The organism is Mesorhizobium sp. B1-1-1 (genome assembly GCF_006442955.1).
Lineage (GTDB): Bacteria > Pseudomonadota > Alphaproteobacteria > Rhizobiales > Rhizobiaceae > Mesorhizobium.
This window is the reverse complement of record NZ_VFWW01000007.1, coordinates 402,667-423,205: the sequence shown is the minus strand read 5'-3', so window position 1 is coordinate 423,205 and position 20,539 is coordinate 402,667. Positions and strand designations below refer to the sequence as shown.

Below are 20,539 nucleotides of genomic sequence, written 5' to 3'. Positions count from 1 at the left end.
GGAAACCTATGGTTGGCAAGAAAAGCATGCTCCACATTACCGCCATGGCGGTAATACTGGCCTCGACGGGCTGGGCCAGTGCAAAGACGGTCTGCTACGTCACGGCCGCGGATTCGCATGCCTATGCGACGCCGGCCAACAAGGCGCTCCAGGCGCGCGCCGGCGAGCTCGGCATCGAGATCCTGAGCCTCAGCCAGGATTTCGACGTCCAGAAGGGCACCGAGCAGCTCAACACCTGCGTCGCGCGCAAGGTTGACGGCATCATCCTGTGGCCGCTCGACCCGCAGGCCTACATACCGGGCCTGGCCCGCGCACAGCAGGCGAACATTCCCGCGATCCTCATCAACTCGCCGATGAGCGACGATGCCAAGCCGTTCATCAAGTCGTTCACCGGGCCCGACGTTTACGAGGAAGGCAAGCTTGCGGCCGACTCGCTCAGCAAGGCGCTTGGCGGCAAGGGTTCCGTCGTCATCATCGCCGGCCAGGCCGGCAACGGCACGACGATCGGCCGCGTCGGCGGCTTCACCGATCGTCTCAAGGAAACCAGCGCCGACATCAAGGTGCTCGATACGGTCAATGCCGATTTCGACCAGCAGAAGGCGCTGGTGGTCAGCCGCGACCTGATCACCCGTTTCGGCGACCAGATCAGCGGCGTCTACGCCAATGACGACACCATGGCGCGCGGCTTCATCGACGCCTGGAAGGAGGCCAATCCGTCCAAGGCGGCACCGCCGATCGTCGGCATCAACGGCCAGAAGGATGCGTTCGAATCGATCCGCACCAACGAAATGTACTCCACCATCGTGCAGTCGCCGGTTGAGGACGGCCGCCTGGCGATCAACACCATGGCGGAGATCATGGACGGCAAGGAGGTCAAGGACCGTTTGCCGATCCCGCTGACGGTCGTCACCAAGGACAATGTCAACGCGGTCGAGCCGGCGTTCTGATCCCTTGGGGCCGGCTCGGCAGAACCGGGCCGGCTCCTTCGTCTTCTGGCGCGGACGGACGATCCGGCTGCGCTGCTCACTATAGGAAGGCCTGCCAGCCAAGGCTGCGCGGCACAGTTGGAACTTCCGTTTGCGCCCCGGATTATCCATCCGGGAGAACGCCAATGCCTTCTACGGCCATCCGCAGCACACAGTACCATCCCGCCACCAGGGTGCTTTCGGTCTGGTTCGTACCGAGCGGAAACCGCTATGACTACGAAGACGTGGAGCCCGAGACCTACGCTGCCTTCAAAGCCGCCTCTTCCAAGGGACGCTTCTTCAATGAGTTCATACGGGATCGCTACAGGTTTCGTCTGGTCGAACGCGCCCCCGAACGCTGACGCACGCCAGCAACAAAGCGCGGTATCGCGGGACTGTTCGTCGGTCATGAATTCGTGCTGACAGGCATACGCCGAACAAGATCAGCAACTTAATTGCTGGATATCCGTTTCATGATGTCCTCGAGGCCATGAAATGTCTCAAGTTTACGATCTTGCATCCGGTCTGGTGCGGCGGATCTACGAAAAGCGCATCGACGCGCCGGCGATCCTCGATACCGCCAGCGAATTTCCAAACGCCACCAAGTTCACGGCCGCCTGGCAGGCCATCCGCGACGAAGCGCTTGCCGTGGGCAAGGCGCCCCGCTTCCACGACATCATGCCTGAACAGGCCGACATCTCGGCCAATGACGGTCGCGACTGGCGTATGTTCGTGCTCAAGGCCTACGATGTCGCGGTTCCGCAAAACCTCGCGCGAATGCCGGTCCTCGACCGGCTGCTTGCAGAATGCCCTGAGGTGAAGTCGGCGGCGATCTCTTTCCTGGCTCCGGGCAAGCACATTCCCAGCCATCGCGGCCCTTTCAGGGGCATAATGAGGTTCCATCTCGGCCTGGTAATCCCTCGACAGGCAGATGGTCGTCCGGCGACGGTCATGATGATCAATCATCAGGAGAGGCGGATCGCCGACGGCGAGTGTCTGTTGTGGGACGACACGTTCCCTCACGAAGTGACAAACAACGCCGACAAGCCTCGCGTGGCCCTGCTTTTGGATATCTGGCGTCCACGAATGCCGCGCGACATGGAAATCCTGTCACGCCTGATCGTCCACGGCGTGCAGGCAGGCATGCGCCGCAGAGGCGTGTCCTTTTCTGCGTGAGGAGAGGCTCGCGGGCCATGGGCTCGCCGAGCGCCTTGGCGCGTCAGTCGCGTGGGCCCGCCACCATCCGTGCGATCCGTGTCATGTCCGTGCTCATTTCGCGGTCGTCGTCAAGCGGGCTGACAAGGGAGCGCACGGCGGCGAAGGTGCGCTGCGGTCCGTCGCCCATGCCGTCGACGACACCGCGCAATTCCACCCCCGTAGCCGCAAAGATCAGTTCCATCGCAACGAGATAACGCAGCCGCTCGACGATTTCGGCTGTCTTGGCCACCACGCGCGGGGCCATCGACGACTGATCCTCGATGCCGTCCGAAACGGCAAGCGGGCTGAGCGACATCGGGTTGGCGAGGTGCCGGATCTCGACTTCCAGCGCGGCAAGCGGTTTCTGCAGCTCCGCGTAGCCCTGGCGGCTCCCACCCCTGGCCGACAGGAAGCGCGGCAGCTCCGCCGTTATCGGCGACATCAGCTTCATGCAACGGTTGGCGGTGCCGACCGCGCAATGCGCAAGCGCCTGGCCGAGCTGTTCCCAGGCCAGCGTCATCGCCGTCAGGTCGAAGTTGCCGTTCGAGACGACCCGCTCGATCTCCGGCAGGATAACCGGGTTGTCGCCCGAATGAGCCAGTTCGATCTCCGTCGCCAGCTTCGCCTGTTCGAACGCATGCAGCAGGCCGCCCCACACCTGCGGCACGCAGCGATAGCTGAGCGGGTCCTGGAGACGCCGCGCGGCGTTGTCCTCCCACAGGCCGCTTCCCGCCAGTTCCGCCCGCAGACGCGCGCCGATCTCGCGCTGGCCGAATGCCGGGCGGGCTGACAGCGCCTCCTCGCTGATTGCGCTGACGGATGAGCGGAATGCCTCATAGTTGAGGGCCACGGCAGCCAGCGACCAGTCGATGAGATGGGCGACGTCTTCCAGGCACAGGCATGCCGTTCCAGTCGAAAGGCTGTTCGCGACGATGATGGCGTGGCCGTCCTTTTCGCGCAGGTTGAGTGGTTCGAGCCCGGCGAGAGCCAGCGCCTCGGCGGACGGCATGATCTTGCCCTGGAACTCCGCTTCGCCGTCGCCGCGCAGCGCCCTTGCCATATGCCCGAGGGCGGCAAGGTCCGCCGCCCCGATTGATCCCCAACTGGGGATCACCGGATGGACCCCGGCGTTAAGTGCCGCCACAAGGCCCATGACCGCATGTTCGGAGGTGCCGGTGCCGCCGGCCGCCATGCCTGAAATCCTTGCGGCCATAAGGGCCCGCACGGCCTCCGTCGGAAGGGCGGGGCCGATGCCCATACTGTGGCTGAGCGGTACGCTATGCTGGAACGCGATCAGGTCGGCCTGCGCAAGCGGAGTATCCACGCACGCACCGAGACCGGTGGTGACGCCATACATGGGCCTGCCAAGTTGCGTGAGATGCTCGATGAGCGCACGGCTCTCGCGGATGCGGCGCATCGCCTGACCACCCAACTCGAGGCGGGCATTGCGTCGTGCGACCTCGGCCACATCAGCCGCACTGGGCGGCTTGCCGTCAAGCACTACCATTCTGAGTGTCATATCCTGCCCCCATGATCGCTGCCGCCAATGCCGCGCCGGCCTGGCCGCATGCGGCTTGCGGCTGCCAGTTTTGCTGTTTCCGCGCGGGCCAAACTGCAAGCCATTCCCGTTCCGAAGGTTTCGCCGCGGCGATCTCGCGTCCATGCCGGGCGCATCGCCGCCGGCTTGCAACTCTTCTCGTACACATGGATACCTATATCCGAGAATGAAGCTTTCCCCTAAGCTGACGATACGTGAAATGGGAGCATGGATTGCGCGGATTTGGCGAAGGCTTGATCGAGAGGCCGCAAACGGTTGCCGAGCAGGTCGCCAATGTCTTGCGCGAGGCCATTGCCAGCGGGACTCTGAAGGCCGGCACGACGTTGCGCCAGGATGATCTGGCCGAGCAGTTTGGCTTCAGCCGGATGCCGATCCGGGACGCGCTTCGTCAGCTCGAGGCCGAAGGCATCGTGTCCATCCACCCGACAAAGGGTGCGCACGTCGCCAGAATGGACGGCGACGAGATCCGAGAGATCTATGCCGTGCGCGAACTGCTCGAGTGCGAGGCACTGCGGCTCTCCATTCCCGGCCTGCCCGGCGGCAAGCTGGACGAGGCCGAACAGGTGCTCGATCAGATCGATGCCGAGCGCAATGTCGGCAGGTGGGGCGTGCTGAACCGGGCCTTTCATCTGGCGCTTTATGACGCCTGCGGCAATCGCCGGTTGCTCGGCCTGATCGAGGCGCACCATAATGCGGCCGACCGCTACGTCCGTATCCTGTTGTCGAACCTCGACTACCGCGCCCGCTCGCAGACGGAGCATCGCGACCTCTTGGCCGCTTGCCGGCGACGCGACGCCGGCGAGGCCGTCAGCGTTTTGACGCAGCATCTGCGCCAAGGCAGCGAGACACTGGTCAACGCCATAGAAGGCGACGGTCTGTCGCGAAAATCTTAGAATCTTTGTCCAATTCCGATGGGCGCGCGTGACGGGCTGTACGCCTTCGTCTAGCCGCTGCCGCCAGGGACGCTGCTTTTCAGCTTGCCTGATTTGATCAAATGGAAGAATTGGTTCTGGATTTCTCCCTGAAAATGCGTTTTGAAGAGCACTCCAAAGAAAAGTGTGATCAAATTGGAAAGGCTGGGCTATTGACGGTGCAAAAGGAAGAGATCGACATCCAGAATGCGCTGGCTCTTGCCGAGCGCTTCACGATGGCTGGCCGGCGCGCCTTGGTGACCGGCGGCAGCGTCAGCATCGGCCGTGAGATCGTGCGGGTTTTTGCCGAGGCGGGCGCCGATGTGGCCGTCCATTTCGCTCGCGACGCCGACGTGGCATTCGGGCAGCCGGATGCGGCCGCCGAAGCTGTCCGTGAAATTCGCGGGAAGGGCAGGCGCGGCGTCGCCATCGATGCTGATTTCGCTCGGGCCGGAGAGGCGGCTCGCTGTGTCCAGGCGGCGATCGAGGCGTTGGGTGGTGTCGACGTGCTTGTCGTCTGCGCCTCGATCCAGTACCGCACGCCTTTCCTCGACCTTCCCACCGAGCAGATCGAGCACCAGATCCAGATCAACTTCAAGGCGACGATCGAATTGCTGCAGGCCGCCTTGCCCAGCATGAAGGACAATGGCTGGGGCCGTGTGCTGACTATCGGCAGCATCAACCAGACGCGGCCCGAATCCGATCTCGCCGTCTATGCCGCGCTGAAGAGCGCGCAGCACAATCTGTCATTCAACCTTGCCAAGGATTATGCGCCACACGGGGTGACGATCAACAACCTGTCGCCCGGCCTTGTCGTTACCGAGCGCAATCGCTGGCGCCGCGAGGACGCGGCCAAATGGGCGGAGATCCAGAAGGGGTCCGCGCCGATGCAGCGGGCCGGCGAGGCGCGCGAGATGGCGGGAGCGGCGTTGCTGATTTGCTCCGACGCCGGCAGTTTCATCACCGGGGCGGACCTGCAGGCGACGGGTGGCCGTCATCTCGGCTGGCAATAGCCGAGATTAACCGGCAAAAGCCGGCTCCGGCAGTCCCGCCACGCCGACGTCGAGTGCAAGCAGGCAACCCGCCAGGGGCTCGTTGGCCAGTTGATCCTTCGTCAGCTTCTGCGTTGCGGTCGTTACGTACAGTGTCTTCAGGCCTGGACCGCCGAAGGCGCAGGAGGTCGGCTGGGTGACTGGCAGAGGGACCAGCCTGTCGAGCCGGCCATCGGGCGCGAACCGCGCCAGTGAGCCGCCCTGGTAGCGCGCATTCCACAGGAAGCCGTCCGCATCGACGGTGGCGCCGTCGGGCTTTCCAGGCGTCGCGTGCCGGTCGGCGAACAGAGACCACGGCCCCACAAGTCCGCTCGCCGGGTCGAAATCCGCCCGCTCTATGTCGCCTTGCCGTGTATCCGTGAAGTAGACAGTGCGGCCGTCCGGGGCAAAGGCGATCGCATTGGGCACGGCGATCCCGTCGCGAATCCGGCTCGAACTTCCGGCGGCGTTGATCCGGTAAAGCGCCCCGGACGCATGCAGCCCATAGTCCCACATGCTGCCGCAGATTATGCCGCCGCCGGGATCGCACTTCATGTCGTTCAGCCGATGCTCGGGCGACCCATCCTCCACGCGCGCCAGCAGGCTCAGTGCGCCGCTGGCGGGATCAAATGCGTGGAGACCTTGCCGCAAGGCCACGACGACACCGCCCGATGCTCGTGGAACCACCGAGCCGATGACCTCAGGCATCGGCCACGATGTCACCGCTCCTGTCTCGGGCCGCAGCCTGTGCAGGCAAGGACGCCGCAGATCGACCCAGAACAGCTCTCCGCCCCGCGCCAGCCATGTCGGCGATTCGCCCAGCGTGTCGCCCGTCGACGCCGCGACCTCGAACCCGGCCGTCATTGCCGGCCGATATCGGGTTTGGGATCGACGGCGATGCGCGCCAGGAGGTCGTGTTTGGCCTTTTCGATATGGGCGCCCATCAAGGTCGCCGCCGAGCCGGCATCCTGGCGCTCTATGGCCCGGATGATGTGGCGATGATCGTCGATGACGCCATGGAAGCGCCCCTCGTCATAGCCGTAGCGTTGCCAGATCGCCGCCACCAGCAGCCAGTTGCGATCCACCATCGACAGCGCGCCCGGATTGCCGGCCGCCTCGTTGATGACGCCGTGAAAGATGTTGTTGGCATGTGGGACGGCAAGGAAGTCGTCGCTGGCCACTCTTTGCTCAAGCATGTCCTGCGCGGCATTCAGATCGCGCAGGTGCTCGGCGGTGCGCCTTTCGCTGGCGCGCCGTGCCAGCATCGTTTCGACGGCGCTGCGGATATCGAACAGGTCGATCACAAACGACATGTGGACCGTCCTGACGCTGGCACCGCGATTGGGTTCCAGCACGACCAGTCCCGTGCCGCTCAAGGCGCGCAAGGCCTCGCGGACCGGCATGTGGCTTACGCCATAACGGCCGGCGAGATCGTCGATCCTCAGCCTTGCCCCGAATGGAATGGCTCCGGAAACGATGTCGTCACGAAGAAGCTTCTGAACGTCGGGAATACGCGCCATGCACCCAAGCTTACCCTGATTTGAGCAAATATTGCTCGCACGGCGATCGAAAGAAGTCAATTTTGCCCTTGCCAACGCGACATTTGATCAAATATTGAGATTTGAAGAGATTGCCACGCTCGCGACGGTTTGGAAACGCCAATGCCACTGCCTGCCTCCGGTGCCGACAAAATCGACGGCCTGCCGCCATTCAGTGGCTACAGGCGGATCGATGGCCGCGCCGGAATCCGCAATTATGTGCTGATCCTGTGCATCAATGGTTTGGCGCTGCGTGTCAGCGAGCGAATCGCGGCGGGTCTCGAAGGCGCGCTTCTGGCCGCGACGAGCGCGGGCAGGGGGCACATCGAGCCGGACCTCGGCCTGCACCTTGATCAACTTGTCGGTCTCGGCCGCAATCCGAACGCCGCCGCCGTTCTGGTGGTCGGAGTGGATTCGGCGACGACCGAGATGGTCGCGGCCCGCATTTCGGCTTGCGGCAAGCCGGTCGCCAGCGTTTCCTTCGCCGAGCAGCATGAGGACATGCTGTCGGTCATGGGCGAGGGCATCAGGCGCGGCGCGGCGTTGCTGCGCGAGGCTTCGCGGATCCGGCGCGAGAACTTGCCCGGCGCGCAACTGGTGGTCGGCATCGAATGCGGCCATTCCGACGCGACGTCGGGTCTGGTCAGCAATCCGGTCGTGGGGGCCGCGGTCGATCTTCTGGTTTCGCATGGCGGCACCGTCATTGTCGGTGAGACCGTCGAGTGGCTGGGGGCAGAACATATACTCGCGGCGCGCGCTCGCGATGCAACGGTGGCACGACAGATCCTGCAGGCCGTGGAGCGCAAGGAACGCTTCGCCGCCGCTTCCGGCCACAGCCTGACCGGCAACAATCCGGGCGAGGAGAATATACGCGGCGGGTTGAGCACGATCGAGGAGAAGTCCCTCGGTGCCCTGGCCAAGACGGGAACTTGCCGCATCGACGGCGTGCTCGGCATGGCCGAGCCGGTCACCGCCGGCGGCCTTTACCTCATGGACGGCCCGTCCTTCTCGCCGGAATCGATGACAGGCTTCGCCGCGGCCGGTGCCCAGATCATGCTGTTCACAACCGGGCCAGGCAACAGCACCGCGAGCGCGCTCGCGCCGACGATAAAGATCACGGCGCGGCGCGAGACGGCTCGCCGGCTGCCTGAGCAGATCGATTTCGACGCCAGCCCTGTTTCGGAGGGGATCGAAACCGTCGCCGAAGCGGCGAACCGGCTGCTGGCGACCATCCTCGATGTCGCCGGCGGCACCCTCACCTTCGGCGAGATTTTGGGGGAAGGGCTCGAAGTTCCGACCCGCGTGCGGGGCTCGTTGTGACGGCTATCTCCTCGAACGATGCCGGCCAAAGGACAATGCGCTTTGCGCGCCTGACCAGCCTGTTCGTGTATTTGCGCACGATGGGCCTGTTCGTCCTTGCCTGGTATGTCGGCTCGTTCTTCGTGCCTTCGAAGCTGCTCTTGCCGTCGCCGGTCGCGGTTGCGCTTGCGCTGCGCGATACGGCCCTCAAGGGCGAACTGCTCGGCAATGCAGGGATCAGTCTGGCCCGTCTGCTGGTAAGCGTTGCGGCTGCCGCGGCGGTGGCGGTGCCGCTCGGGCTGCTGATGGGCCGCAGCCGGCTCTGGAACGATCTGCTCGAACTGCCGGTGGAGATCCTGCGGCCGATAGCCGGCATCGCATGGATACCGCTTGCGCTCTACATGTTCGGCATCGGCCATCGGCTGCCGCTGTTCATCATGTTCTATACCGCCTTCTTCCCGCTGCTGATCGGCACCGCCGCGGGCGCCGCCGCCGTCGACAGGCGGCTCGTCGCGGCGGCCAGCACGATGGGCCTGTCTGGGCGGGCGATCATGCGGCGCGTCATCGTTCCGGCGGCGCTGCCGGCGATCCTGGTCTCGGCACGGCTTGCGGTGGCGGCCTCGTGGACCGCCGTCGTCGCTGCCGAACTGGTAGGAGCGCCGAACGGCCTCGGCTACGCCATCGAATACTACCGCAGCATGCTGTCGACGCCGACGGTGATGGCTTTCATCGTCGCCATCGGCCTGCTCGGCTTCCTGACGGACAAGGGGTTGCGCTGGCTCTCTGATGTCTTGACTCCGTGGGCGCGGACGGAGGTGGCGCGATGAACAGGTTTGCGCTTCGCCTCATCGTTCCCGTGCTGCTGCTGGTCGTCTGGGAAGCTCTCGCGTCCGGCTCCGCCCAGGCGCCACGCCCCAGCACGGTGGCCGAAACGGCCATTTCCATGCTGCGCGACGGCGATCTCGTGGCCGGTCTCGCCACCAGCCTCGGACGGGTCTTCGCCGGCTTCGCGGCGGCCGCGCTGCTGGCGATACCGCTTGGCATCGCCATGGGCAGCATGCCGGCCGTCGAGCGCAATCTCGATCCGCTGGTCGAGACCTTCCGGCCGATAGCGGCACTTGCCATCCTGCCCCTGGTTATCCTCTGGCTGGGCTCGGGCTCCGGGGCAGCGGTTGCCATCGTTGCCTATGCCGCTTTCTTCCCGATCCTGATCAACACCATCTCGGGCGTGAAGCGCATCGAGCCCAGTCTGATGCGCGCCGCGCTGACCATGGGGCTGGCGCCGCCGACACGGATGCGGGTGGTGCTGCTGCCGGCTGCCTTGCCATCCATTCTGGTCGGCATGCGCATCGGCCTCGGCATCGCCTGGACGGCGATCATTGCCGCCGAGCTCGCGGTCGGCGCGAAGTCCGGCAGCAGCGGCGGCATCGGCCAGATGATGTTCGTCTTCTACGCCTATTCGATCAACCTCAACGGCATGGTGGTCTGCATGATCGCGGTCGGCATCGTGGCCTTCGCGCTCGACCGCATCCTGCGTGCCGCACTCGCCTTCGCCGTGCCGTGGAGCCAGCCATGAGCGATGCCAAGATCCGCCTCGACGGCGTCAGCAAATCCTTCGGGGAATCTGCCTCCGTGGTGGCGGTCGACAGCCTGTCGCTGGACATCAAGGCCGGCGAGTTCATGGCTATCGTCGGCCCATCCGGATGCGGCAAGACGACCGTTCTCAACATGCTCGCCGGCCTCGACAGGCCGACGTCGGGTACGATGAGCCTGAACGGCAGGCCGATCGAAGGACCGGGGGCCGAACGCGGCGTGATGTTCCAGGACTATGCCCTGTTTCCCTGGCGCACCGTGCGCGGCAATGTCGAGTTCGGATTGATCTATGGGCCGGCCGGGCGAGGGCTTTCGCCCGCGCAGCGCGCCGACCGCGTCAACCGCACCGTCGAAATGGTCGGCCTGACCGGCTCCGAGGACAAGTACCCGCACCAGCTATCGGGCGGCATGCGCCAGCGCGTGGCACTGGCGCGCCTGATGGCGAACGAGCCGGAAATCCTGCTGATGGACGAACCGCTAGCGGCGCTGGACGCGCAGACCCGCGTCATCCTGCAAGACGAATTGCTGCGCATCTGGGGGCAGGACCGCCCCGCTGCCGAGCGGCGGACGGTCGTCTTCATCACGCACGCCATAGACGAGGCGGTGTTCCTGGCCGACCGGGTCGCGGTGCTAAGCAGCCATCCGGGCCGCCTGAAGCAGGTCATCGACATCGACCTGCCCAGGCCACGCGGCGACGAGACGCGGCGCTCCGGCGATTTCGCCAGGCTCAGCCAATCGATCTGGGAACTGATCCGCGAAGAGGCTTACCGCGCAACGATGAACTGAAACGACAACAGGGAGAGGATTGTCATGAGGAAACTTCTGGAAACCGCATTCAACCGACGCGCAGTCCTGAGTGGTGCCGCGGCTGCCGCGCTGGCCATGCCATCGATCGTGCGGGCGCAGGACCGCAAGCCGGCCAAGGTCTCAATCGGCCGCCAGCCCTACGCGGCTGGCAACTCGCCGCTGACGCAACGCATGATCAACGAAAAGCTGCTCGAGAAGGCGGCCGCCGAACTCGGCTACGACCTGACAGTCGACTGGCGCGACTATCCTTCCGCGCTGCCGATGGTGGAGGCTTTCGTCTCCGGCGATCTCGACATCGGCATGTGGGGCAACACCCCGATCGTGCGGCTGCTTTCGCAGGCGCAGCCGATCAACATTCTCACCGTCGGTGAGGGCCACATGCGCATGGTGCTGGCGACCCGCAAGGGCTCCGCCATCAAGAACATCGGCGACCTCAAGGGCAAGACCGTCGGCGCGCTTGTCGGCGGCGACCCCTACAACGCGCTCTCGCAAATGCTGCTGCAGGAACTGGGCGACGCCGACCCGCGCGCCTTCGGCATCAACATCGTCAACACGCCGACCCAGGCCGTTGCCGCGTCCCTCCCGGAGGGCATGGACGCGTCGGTGGTGATCTACCCGGCCTTCCTCAAGGCGAATGCCGAAACCGGCCTCACCGGGATCATGAATTCGTTCGGCTATACCGAGGCCGGCTACAGCGGACCCGCGGGCGAGGGCGAAGGCCACATGCTGCCCGGCGTCAAGAAGTCGAAATTCTACCCCGACGGCTACTATTTGCACCGTTCCTTCTGGATCTGCAGCGACCGCATCGTCGGCGACGATGCCGCGCTCGGCCAGGCCTTCCTGACGGCCGCGCAACGCGCGCTTGCCGATCTCCAGAAGATCGACCCGCGGGAGATCTCGCAGTCGGTTGTCAAATATTGGGGGCTCGATCCTGCGCTGGGCGCCAAGGTCATCGGCGACGAGGTGCTTTTCCAGCGCGGCTGGATCTGGCCGACCGAAGGCGATGCGGCGGCAATCAGCCAAATCTCCCAGTTCATGGTTGCCGGCAAGATGATTCCTGAGGCGCTGAGCTGGGACCAGGTCAAGGCCGCCTTCGGCAAGGCGGCGCCGCTGCTTCAGAAAGCCTATGAGGGCACGGGCAAGGTGCCGGACGAAAGCGGCTTCACCGACAAGAATGCCAAGGATCTGCGTGGCCTGCCGGCATGGCAGCTCGACCAGTGGAAAGTGCCGTCCTGAGGAGTTCGGGCGGCACGCGCATTCAGAGTAATTCAGGGAAGGAAGTTGATCCATGACGTCAGTCGGTTTTGTCGGGCTTGGAACCATGGGCGCACCCATGGCCCGCAACGTGCTCAAGGCGGGACACGCGCTGACGGTCTTCGACCTCAATCCCGTGGCGGTGAAAAAACTCGTCGAGGCCGGCGCTCGGGCGGCGGCGTCGCCGCGCGAGGTTGCACAGCAATCGGAAATCGTCATCACCATGCTGCCGGATGCGCCTGATGTGGAGGCCGCCGTGCTCGGTGCCGACGGCATCGGTCATGGCCTCAGGGCCGGCAGCCTCTATATCGACATGAGCACGATCGACCCGCAGACCACCCAGCGTATCGGCGCATGGCTGGCGCAACGCGGCGTCGACATGATCGACAGCCCTGTTGGCAAGACGGTGGAGCACGCCATCGCCGGAACCTCGACGCTGATGATCGGCGGCGATGCCGCCGTGCTGGAGCGCGCGCGCCCGATCCTGTCGAGCATGGGGGCCGACCTCATCCATTGCGGCGGGCTCGGCATGGGGCAGGCAATGAAGCTCACCAACAACCTGCTGGCCAGCGTGCTGATAACGGCCAGCTCCGAGGCGCTGGTCGCCGGCGCCAAGGCGGGCCTGACGCTCGACACCATGATCAACGTGCTGAAGACGACGATGGCCTGGAACCAGCAATTGGCGGTGGCGATGCACAATCGCGCGCTCAAGGGCGACTTCGAGCCAGGCTTCATGGTCAAGCTTGCCCACAAGGATTGCCGGCTTGCCCTGGCGATGAACGACGCGCTCGGCGTCGAGACGCCGGTCGGGGGCGCCACGCTCGCCGTGCTCAGGGAGGCGATGGATGCTGGCATGGCGGGCAAGGATGTCGGCGCCGTGCTGAAGCTGCGCGAAGACGCGACCGGCGTCCAGGTCCGGCTTGCCGGCGCATGACCAAGCCTGGAGCCATAGTGCTGCACGCTGACGACGACGTGGCTGTCCTCGTGGAACCGGTCGAGGCAGGCGCCGAAGTGACGACGCGAGGCGCCCGCGAGGGGGTTGTCCTCAAGGCCGGCGCCGCGTTGCAAGCCGGTCATAAGCTGGCGTTGCACGACCTGGCCGCCGGCTCCACCATACGCAAATACGGCGAGGCGATCGGCCGCCTGACGGCTGCCGTGGCGGCCGGCGACCACGTCCACGTGCACAATCTGCAAAGCCTGCGCGGACGCTGACGCCGGGTCAGCACCCGAACAGGGCCACTTATCGATCGACTATGGCCACGCCGTCCTCGCGGTTGCCTCCCGGCCGGTTCACTGCCACATATTGCAACATCATTCGTTCGATATGAGGTTCTTCATGTCCCCCGACAGCCGTCTGCCGGCACGTGCCCTTGCTCCTCGCCGCCATGACGAGATCCTGAGGCGCCTGAGCGTCCAGGGCTCCGTCAGCGTCGCCGAACTGGCCGGTTTCTTCGACGTCTCGCGCGAGACCATCCGCCGCGACCTGAAGCTGCTTTCTGACCAGGGACGGCTCGGCATCGTGCACGGCGGCGCCGCTCGCTTCGAGCCGAGCGAGCCGGCGATGGGCCTGCGCAGCCGGGAGAATGCGCACGGCAAGGCGGCGATCGGCAGGGCGGCGGCCGGCCTTGTCAGCAGCGGTATGGTGGTCTTCCTCGATTCCGGCACCACCACATTGGCCGTCGCGCATGCCATGAACGACCTGCGCGATCTCACTATCTGCACGACCAGCCTGAAGATTGCACTGCATCTGTGCCATGTCCCCGGCATGCGTGTGCACATACTGGGTGGTGAAGTCGACCCGGGCGAGGAGGCCGCTTCCGGCATCGATGCGCTCGATGCAATGGCGCGCTTTCGCGTCGACATCGCCTTTCTCGGCGGCGGCGCGTTGTCGCCGAATGGCGAGGTGACCGATTTCACCAGGGCCGGTGCCGAGCAGCGCGGCCGCATGATCGCGCTCGCCGGCAAAACCTATTTCGTCCTCGACAGCAGCAAGTTCGGCAAGCTGACGCCGCTCAGGATTCCGAATTTCGACCGCGCCGCCGGCGTTGTCGTCGACGCTCGGCCGCAGCCTGCGCTTGCCGACGCCCTTTTGCAAAAAGGGCCGGAGCTGATCGTCGCATCTTGATGTGATATTTTGTGACTTTTTGACTTGATATTTGGCTTTCCTGTGTTAGCTTGTCGGCCACCCTCAAGATGGCGGAACGCTCATGGCACATGAATTTCCAACGCAGGCACGCGTCGTGATCGTCGGCGGCGGCATCATCGGCTGCTCCGTCGCCTATCACCTGACGAAGCTTGGCTGGGCCGACGTCGTCCTGCTCGAACAGGGGCAGCTCAGCGGCGGCACCACCTGGCATGCCGCGGGCCTGGTCGGGCAATTGCGCAGCCATTCCAACATGACCAGCCTGATCAGATACTCCACTCAACTCTATGGCGAACTGGAGGCCGAGACCGGTCTCGCGACTGGCTGGAAGAATTGCGGCTCGCTGTCGGTGGCGCGCACCGCTGACCGCATGACGGTGCTGAAGCGCACGGCTGCCTCGGCGCGTGCGCAAGGAGTTGAGATCGACGTCATCTCGCCGAGCGAAGCCGGCGATCTGTGGCCGGTCATGGCGACGGACGATCTGGTCGGCGCGGTCTGGCTGCCTGGCGACGGCAAGGCCAATCCGACCGATCTCACGCAATCGCTCGCCAAGGGCGCGCGCAATCGCGGCGCGAGGATATTCGAGCGGGTCAAGGTCACCGGCATCACGGTGAGAAACGGCGTCGCCTGCGGTGTCGAGACCGACCGTGGCGACATCGTCGCCGAGATCGTCGTTAACTGCGCCGGCCAGTGGGCGCGTAAGGTCGGGCTGATGTGCGGTGTTTCGGTGCCGCTGCATTCGGCCGAGCACATGTACATCGTCACGGGCCGGATCGAGGGTGTGCATCCGGGCCTGCCCGTCATGCGCGATCCGGACGGCTTCATCTATTTCAAGGAAGAGGTCGGCGGGCTGGTCATGGGCGGCTTCGAACCGCATGCCAAGCCGTGGGGCATGAACGGCATCCCCGAGAATTTCGAGTTCGCGCTGCTGCCGGACGATTGGGATCAGTTCGAGATTCTGATGGAAAACGCGCTGGTGCGCGTGCCGCAACTGGCGCAAGCCGAGGTCAAGAAGTTCTACAACGGTCCCGAAAGCTTTACGCCCGACAACAATTTTCTCCTCGGCGAGGCGCCGGAGCTGAAGAATTTCTATGTTGGCGCCGGCTTTAACTCGATGGGCATCGCCAGCGCCGGCGGTGCCGGCAAGGCGCTGGCCGAGTGGATCGTCAACGGCGCGCCGACCATGGATTTGTGGCCTGTCGATATCAGGCGCTTCGCCGCCTTCAACAACAATCCGCGCTGGCTGCATGATCGCGTCAAGGAGACGCTCGGTTTGCATTACGCCATGCCGTGGCCGAACCGCGAGCTGGACACCGCCCGACCCTTCCGCCGCTCGCCGCTCTACGACCGGCTGGCCGCCAGGGGCGCCTGCTTCGGTTCCAAGATGGGCTGGGAGCGCGCCAACTGGTTCGCGGCCCCGGGAGAGAGGGCCGGGAACGATTATGCCTTCGGCCGCCAGAACTGGCATGAGGCAGTCAAGCGCGAAATGAAGGCGACGCGCGAGGCTGTTGCCGTATTCGACCAGACCTCTTTCGCCAAGCTTCTCGTGCAGGGCCGCGACGCCTGTGCCCTGCTCAACCGCATCTGCGCCGGCAATGTCGATGTACCGGTCGGTACATCCGTTTACACGGGCGTGCTCAACGCGCGCGGCGGGTACGAAAGCGATCTCACCGTAATGCGACTTGGTGCGCAAAAATTCCTCATCGTCACCGGTTCGGCGCAAGCGGTCCACGACGCCGACTGGATCGCCAGGAACATCCCACCGGACGCACATGCCATCGTGACCGACGTCACCTCGTCCTACGCGGTGCTGGCGCTGATGGGGCCGCGCTCGCGCGATCTCCTGGGCAAATTGTCGTCGGCCGATCTTTCCAACGCCGGCTTCCCCTTCGCCACCATCCGCGAGATCGATATCGGCTACGCTACCGCCTACGCCAACCGCATGACCTATGTCGGCGAGCTCGGCTGGGAGCTGATCGTGCCGACGGAATTCGCCGTCGGCGTCTACGAGGCGCTGCAAGAGGCTGGCGGCGAATTCGGCCTCCTGGACGCCGGCTACTACGCGCTTGATGCCTTGCGCATCGAAAAGGGTTTTCGCGCCTGGGGCCGTGAGTTGACGCCTGACATTACCCCCTGGCAGGCGGGGCTTGGCTTCGCCGTCGCCATGGACAAACCGGGTGGCTTCATCGGCCGTGACGCGCTGGTCGAGGCCAAGCCGTCGACGGCGCCAGCAAAACGCATCGTACTGTTCACGCTCGACCATGCCGAGCCGATGCTGTGGGGCGGCGAGCTGATCCTGCGCGACGGCAAGCCCGTCGGCGAGGTCCGCTCGGCCGCCTACGGTCACACGCTTGGCCGCTCGGTGGCGCTCGGGCTGATCGAGAACGAGACGGGCGTCGACGCTGCGTTTCTGGCTAGCGGCCGTTTCGAGATCGATCTTGCCGGCGTTCGCCACGCGGCCACGGCACATTTGCGCACCCCTTACGATCCGAAGTCGGAACGGGTGAAAGCGGATGTGGAGGAGATCAGGGCCGCCGCCTAATCCGCCGACATCGAACGCGCCATGTCGAGGAAGGCGCGCACCAGCTTGCCGCCGCTGCGTTCGCGCAGGCAGATCAGCGCTTCGTCCATCAACGTCTCAGGCGCGTCGAGCGCGATCGCTACCAGCCGCGAATCCTGGCCGAATTCGGCCGCCGAGACAAAGCCGATGCCGGCACCCGAGGCGACGATCTCGCGGACGGCTTCACGGCCTTCGGCCTCGATCACCGGCCTGAGTTCGACCTTCGATGCCGCGGCCAGATCCTCGAGCTTCTGGCGCGTCTTGGAGCCGCGCTCCCGCATGACCAGCGATTCCTGCGCGAGTTGCTTGAGACTCAATGATTTCTTGCCCGACAGCGGATGATCGACCGACGCAAAAGCGATGATCGGCGTCGAATTGAGTTTCAGCACCTCGAAGTCGCGTCCGGTCGGCACCTCGCCCAGCACGCCGATGTCGGCATCATAGCTGTAGAGGCTGCTGATTACCGTCTCGGTGTTGCCGGCGCGCAGCGAAACCTGGACGCCGGGATAGCGCGCGCGAAAACTGCCGAGGATGTGAAGCAGATGATGCGCGGCGTCGGCGACGATGCGCAGCGTGCCGGAGCGCAGGGCGCGCGATTCCGTCAGAAGCTCGAGCGCCTGCTGCTCGGTATCGAACATGCGGTGGGTTATTTCGAGCAGCTTCTGGCCCGAATGGGTCAGCGTGACCTGCTTCTTGTTCCGGTTGAACAGCAGCACGTCATATTCTTCCTCGAGCTTGCGCACCTGGTCCGAAATTGCCGGCTGCGTCAGGAACAGCGCTTCCGCGGCACGTGAAAACCCGCCTGATATCGCCACCTGGTGAAAGGCTCGCAATTGAACGTAGCGCATGTTCTCAGCTTTCTAGATCCGAGTTCCGGCCGCCACCCTATCATAAGCCTCGCAGGCAAAAAGGCATGAAGGAACGATTCTTCTTATATCTGGGGATGATCGCCCACGGTCACGCACATGTCATGGACACCACGCAGGCTGCGCTCGGCTGGAGGCGCGATTATCCCGCCGGGCAATAATTCGACTGCAAGCCAGATCATCGGGTGAGCTTATACATCAATACAAAATAACGATTTTACAAATACGTCGTTCCAGCCAAGAATGGCCCCACATAAAAGCAGCGGAGGACACTATGCTCGCCGAGACGAAATTTGCCGCGCAGCCGTTGGCCGGTCCGGCGCTGGGCGAGCCATACCTGCTGACGCCCGGGCCGCTCACCACCTCCTATCCGGTCAAGCAGGCGATGCTGCGCGACTGGGGATCCTGGGACGGCGATTTCCGCGCCATGACGTCAGACATGCGCCGCCGCCTGCTGGCGCTGACCGGCGATGCGAAAGGCGAATTCGACTGTGTGCCGATGCAAGGCAGCGGCTCCTTCTGCGTCGAGGCGATGCTGGGTTCGTTCGTGCCGAAGGACGGCAAGGTTCTGGTCCTGGCCAATGGCGCCTACGGCCTGCGCGCGGCCCAGACCATGCAGTATCTCGGCCGCGCCTATACGCTGATCGACAAGGGCGACTACCTGCCGCCGCGCGGCGACGAGGTGGCCGCCGCCCTCGAGGCCGATCCTGCCATCACGCATGTGATCGCCATCCATTGCGAGACCAGTTCCGGCATCCTCAACCCCGTCGCCGAGATTGCCGAAGCCGTCCATGCCAAGGGCCGCAAGCTGCTGGTCGATTCCATGAGCGCCTTCGGCGCCATCGCGCTCGACGTGAACGAGATCCGCTACGAGGCGATGGTCTCGTCCGCCAACAAGTGCATCGAGGGCGTGCCGGGCTTCGGCTTCATCATCGCCCGCAAGAGCGAATTGGAAGCCGCCAAGGGCCGCAGCCATTCGCTGTCGCTCGACGTCCATGCGCAGTGGGCGCATATGAACAAGACCGGGCAGTGGCGCTACACGCCGCCGACCCATGTCGTCGCCGCCTTCCTCGAAGCGCTTCGCCAGCACGAGGCCGAGGGCGGCGTTGCCGGCCGCGGCGCCCGCTACACCAGGAACCGCGACGTGATGGTGGCCGGCATGCGCGAGCTCGGCTTCGAGACTTTGCTCAGGGATCGCTGGCTGTCGCCGATCATCGTCACCTTCTTCAACCCGGCCCACGCCAACTTCGCCTTCGACCGCTTCTACGAGCTGATGAAGCGCAAGGGCTTCATCATCTATCCGGGCAAGCTGACCGTCGTCGATAGCTTCCGTATCGGCTGCATCGGCCAGATGGACGAACATGTCATGCGCCGCGTCGTAGAAGCGGCGGCGCAGTCGCTGAAGGAGATGGACGTCGACACCGCCGCTCCTCCCGCCGCGGCAATCGCCGAGCGCGCCAAACTCGCCGCCTGAAGGGCAGAATTTTTGAGGATTTCGATGAACCAGATGTCTCCCATCAACGTCGCGGTCAACGGCCGCACCTACGCCTGGCCACGTGTGCCGGCCATCGCCATCTGCCTCGACGGCTGCGAGCCGGCCTATCTCGACGAAGCCATCAAGGCCGGGCTGATGCCGGCGCTGGAGAAGATCAAGCAGAAAGGCACGGTGCGTTTTGCGCATTCTGTCATTCCGAGCTTCACCAACCCCAACAATCTGTCGATCGCCACAGGCCGCCCGCCCTCGGTGCACGGCATTTGCGGCAACTATCTCTACGAGCGCGAAACCGGCAAGGAAGTGATGATGAACGACCCGCGCTTCCTGCGCGCGCCGACCATCTTCCAGGCCTTCTACGATGCCGGCGCCAAGGTCGCGGTGGTCACCGCCAAGGACAAATTGCGTGCGCTGCTCGGCAAGGGCCTCGCCTTCGACGACGGCCGCGCGCTGTGCTTCTCGGCCGAAAAATCCGACACCACCACCAAGGCCGAGCACGGCATCGACAATGCCTCGAAGCACTTTGGGCTGCCGGTGCCGGAAGTCTATTCGGCCGAACTGTCGGAATTCGTCTTCGCCGCCGGCGTCCAACTGCTGAAGGAATTCCGCCCCGACATCATGTACCTGACCACCACCGACTATGTGCAGCACAAATACGCGCCCGGCGTGCCGCAGGCCAACGCCTTCTACGAGATGTTCGACAAGTACCTGGCCGAGCTTGATGCGCTGGGCGCGGCAATCGTGGTGACCGCCGACCACGGCATGAAGCCCAAGCACAAGCAGGATGGTTCGCCTGACGTCGTCTATGTCCAGGACCTGCTCGACGAATGGCTGGGCAAGGATGCCGCGCGCGTCATTCTGCCGATCACAGATCCCTATGTCGTGCATCACGGCGCGCTCGGCTCGTTCGCCACCGCCTACCTTCCTGACGGCGCCGATCAGGCCGACATCATGGCGCGGCTGGCGAAGATCGACGGCATCATGCTGGTTGTCGACAGCCCGACCGCCTGCGAGCGTTTCGAACTGCCGGCCGACCGCATCGGCGACATCGTGCTGATCTCGACGCAGAACAAGACGATCGGCACCTCGGAACACCGCCACGACCTGGCAGCCCTCAACGAGCCGCTGCGCTCGCATGGCGGGCTGACCGAGCAGGAGGTGCCGTTCATCGTCAACCGCGTGCTGGCCGATTTGCCTGATGAGCCCGTGCTGAGGAACTTCGACGCGTTCTACTACGCGACGATGGCGGCCGCGCAGGCTTGATCTCGAGCGTGATTGTCGACCCCCACTCCGCCGAGCTTCGCTCGGCACCTCTCCCCCGATCG

Annotated in this window: 20 protein-coding genes; 16 read left to right on the top strand and 4 right to left on the bottom strand. The window is 64.6% G+C overall.

Annotation, left to right across the window (positions count from 1 at the left end):
• The first annotated feature begins 8 nt into the window (after positions 1-8).
• The 3 genes from FJ986_RS17325 (at position 9) to FJ986_RS17315 (ending at position 2,141) form a co-directional block, all read left to right on the top strand.
• Positions 9-947 (top strand): sugar ABC transporter substrate-binding protein, encoded by a 939-nt coding sequence (locus tag FJ986_RS17325; protein ID WP_140514469.1) that lies wholly within the window; start codon positions 9-11, stop codon positions 945-947.
• Between the two features lie 164 nt (positions 948-1,111).
• Positions 1,112-1,327 carry a KTSC domain-containing protein gene (locus tag FJ986_RS17320; protein ID WP_140525095.1) on the top strand — a complete coding sequence of 72 codons (216 nt, stop codon included), beginning with the start codon at positions 1,112-1,114 and terminating at the stop codon, positions 1,325-1,327.
• A 133-nt stretch (positions 1,328-1,460) separates the two neighbouring features.
• Complete coding sequence (locus tag FJ986_RS17315) at positions 1,461-2,141, top strand: aspartyl/asparaginyl beta-hydroxylase domain-containing protein (RefSeq protein ID WP_140525094.1); 681 nt, start codon at positions 1,461-1,463, stop codon at positions 2,139-2,141.
• A gap of 43 nt (positions 2,142-2,184) precedes the next feature.
• Here FJ986_RS17315 and hutH read toward each other — a convergent pair whose 3' ends face one another.
• The gene (gene hutH / locus FJ986_RS17310; RefSeq protein WP_140675177.1) at positions 2,185-3,681 is read right to left on the bottom strand and encodes a histidine ammonia-lyase; all 1,497 of its coding nucleotides are present in this window, start codon (positions 3,679-3,681) and stop codon (positions 2,185-2,187) included.
• 251 nt (positions 3,682-3,932) lie between these two features.
• Here hutH and FJ986_RS17305 point away from each other — a divergent pair, with 251 nt between their 5' ends.
• Together FJ986_RS17305 and FJ986_RS17300 are read left to right on the top strand one after the other, a co-directional pair.
• A complete protein-coding gene (locus FJ986_RS17305; RefSeq protein WP_224655938.1) occupies positions 3,933-4,613 on the top strand; it encodes a GntR family transcriptional regulator in 681 nt (226 codons plus the stop codon).
• 197 nt (positions 4,614-4,810) lie between these two features.
• A complete protein-coding gene (locus FJ986_RS17300; RefSeq protein WP_246681809.1) occupies positions 4,811-5,644 on the top strand; it encodes an SDR family oxidoreductase in 834 nt (277 codons plus the stop codon).
• Between the two features lie 6 nt (positions 5,645-5,650).
• On the opposite strand, the gene FJ986_RS17295 is transcribed toward FJ986_RS17300, so the two are convergent.
• Together FJ986_RS17295 and FJ986_RS17290 are read right to left on the bottom strand one after the other, a co-directional pair.
• Positions 5,651-6,526, bottom strand: coding sequence for an SMP-30/gluconolactonase/LRE family protein (locus FJ986_RS17295; RefSeq protein ID WP_140675171.1), 876 nt, complete (start codon positions 6,524-6,526; stop codon positions 5,651-5,653).
• Entirely contained in the window at positions 6,523-7,182 is a 660-nt protein-coding gene (locus FJ986_RS17290; protein ID WP_140675168.1) for a GntR family transcriptional regulator, read from the bottom strand. Before FJ986_RS17290 ends, FJ986_RS17295 begins: the two co-directional genes overlap by 4 nt.
• 141 nt (positions 7,183-7,323) lie before the next feature.
• On the opposite strand from FJ986_RS17290, the gene FJ986_RS17285 reads away from it, so the two are divergent.
• The 9 genes from FJ986_RS17285 (at position 7,324) to FJ986_RS17245 (ending at position 16,838) form a co-directional block, all read left to right on the top strand.
• Entirely contained in the window at positions 7,324-8,520 is a 1,197-nt protein-coding gene (locus tag FJ986_RS17285; protein ID WP_140628984.1) for a UxaA family hydrolase, read from the top strand.
• Between the two features lie 35 nt (positions 8,521-8,555).
• On the top strand, positions 8,556-9,326 hold the full coding sequence (locus FJ986_RS17280) for an ABC transporter permease (RefSeq protein ID WP_140675166.1): 771 nt from the start codon (positions 8,556-8,558) through the stop codon (positions 9,324-9,326).
• On the top strand, positions 9,323-10,075 hold the full coding sequence (locus FJ986_RS17275; RefSeq protein WP_140675163.1) for an ABC transporter permease: 753 nt from the start codon (positions 9,323-9,325) through the stop codon (positions 10,073-10,075). Before FJ986_RS17280 ends, FJ986_RS17275 begins: the two co-directional genes overlap by 4 nt.
• Positions 10,072-10,878: an ABC transporter ATP-binding protein gene (locus FJ986_RS17270; RefSeq protein WP_140547458.1), complete on the top strand. Its 807-nt coding sequence runs from the start codon at positions 10,072-10,074 to the stop codon at positions 10,876-10,878. Before FJ986_RS17275 ends, FJ986_RS17270 begins: the two co-directional genes overlap by 4 nt.
• 24 nt (positions 10,879-10,902) lie before the next feature.
• Complete coding sequence (locus FJ986_RS17265) at positions 10,903-12,135, top strand: PhnD/SsuA/transferrin family substrate-binding protein (RefSeq protein WP_140497572.1); 1,233 nt, start codon at positions 10,903-10,905, stop codon at positions 12,133-12,135.
• 52 nt (positions 12,136-12,187) lie between these two features.
• Complete coding sequence (locus FJ986_RS17260; RefSeq protein ID WP_140497574.1) at positions 12,188-13,087, top strand: NAD(P)-dependent oxidoreductase; 900 nt, start codon at positions 12,188-12,190, stop codon at positions 13,085-13,087.
• On the top strand, positions 13,084-13,365 hold the full coding sequence (locus FJ986_RS17255; protein ID WP_140497576.1) for a UxaA family hydrolase: 282 nt from the start codon (positions 13,084-13,086) through the stop codon (positions 13,363-13,365). The genes FJ986_RS17260 and FJ986_RS17255 overlap by 4 nt, the downstream gene beginning before the upstream one ends.
• Positions 13,366-13,489: 124 nt before the next feature.
• Positions 13,490-14,278: a DeoR/GlpR family DNA-binding transcription regulator gene (locus FJ986_RS17250; RefSeq protein WP_140675160.1), complete on the top strand. Its 789-nt coding sequence runs from the start codon at positions 13,490-13,492 to the stop codon at positions 14,276-14,278.
• Between the two features lie 82 nt (positions 14,279-14,360).
• Positions 14,361-16,838, top strand: coding sequence for an FAD-dependent oxidoreductase (locus FJ986_RS17245; RefSeq protein ID WP_140675157.1), 2,478 nt, complete (start codon positions 14,361-14,363; stop codon positions 16,836-16,838).
• Here FJ986_RS17245 and FJ986_RS17240 read toward each other — a convergent pair.
• Complete coding sequence (locus tag FJ986_RS17240; protein ID WP_140497582.1) at positions 16,835-17,704, bottom strand: LysR substrate-binding domain-containing protein; 870 nt, start codon at positions 17,702-17,704, stop codon at positions 16,835-16,837. The genes FJ986_RS17245 and FJ986_RS17240 overlap by 4 nt on opposite strands.
• Positions 17,705-17,996: 292 nt before the next feature.
• Here FJ986_RS17240 and FJ986_RS17235 point away from each other — a divergent pair, with 292 nt between their 5' ends.
• A complete protein-coding gene (locus FJ986_RS17235) occupies positions 17,997-19,196 on the top strand; it encodes a 2-aminoethylphosphonate--pyruvate transaminase (protein ID WP_140675155.1) in 1,200 nt (399 codons plus the stop codon).
• A gap of 24 nt (positions 19,197-19,220) precedes the next feature.
• Positions 19,221-20,477: a phosphonoacetate hydrolase gene (phnA, locus tag FJ986_RS17230; protein ID WP_140583901.1), complete on the top strand. Its 1,257-nt coding sequence runs from the start codon at positions 19,221-19,223 to the stop codon at positions 20,475-20,477.
• The last annotated feature ends 62 nt before the right edge of the window (positions 20,478-20,539 follow it).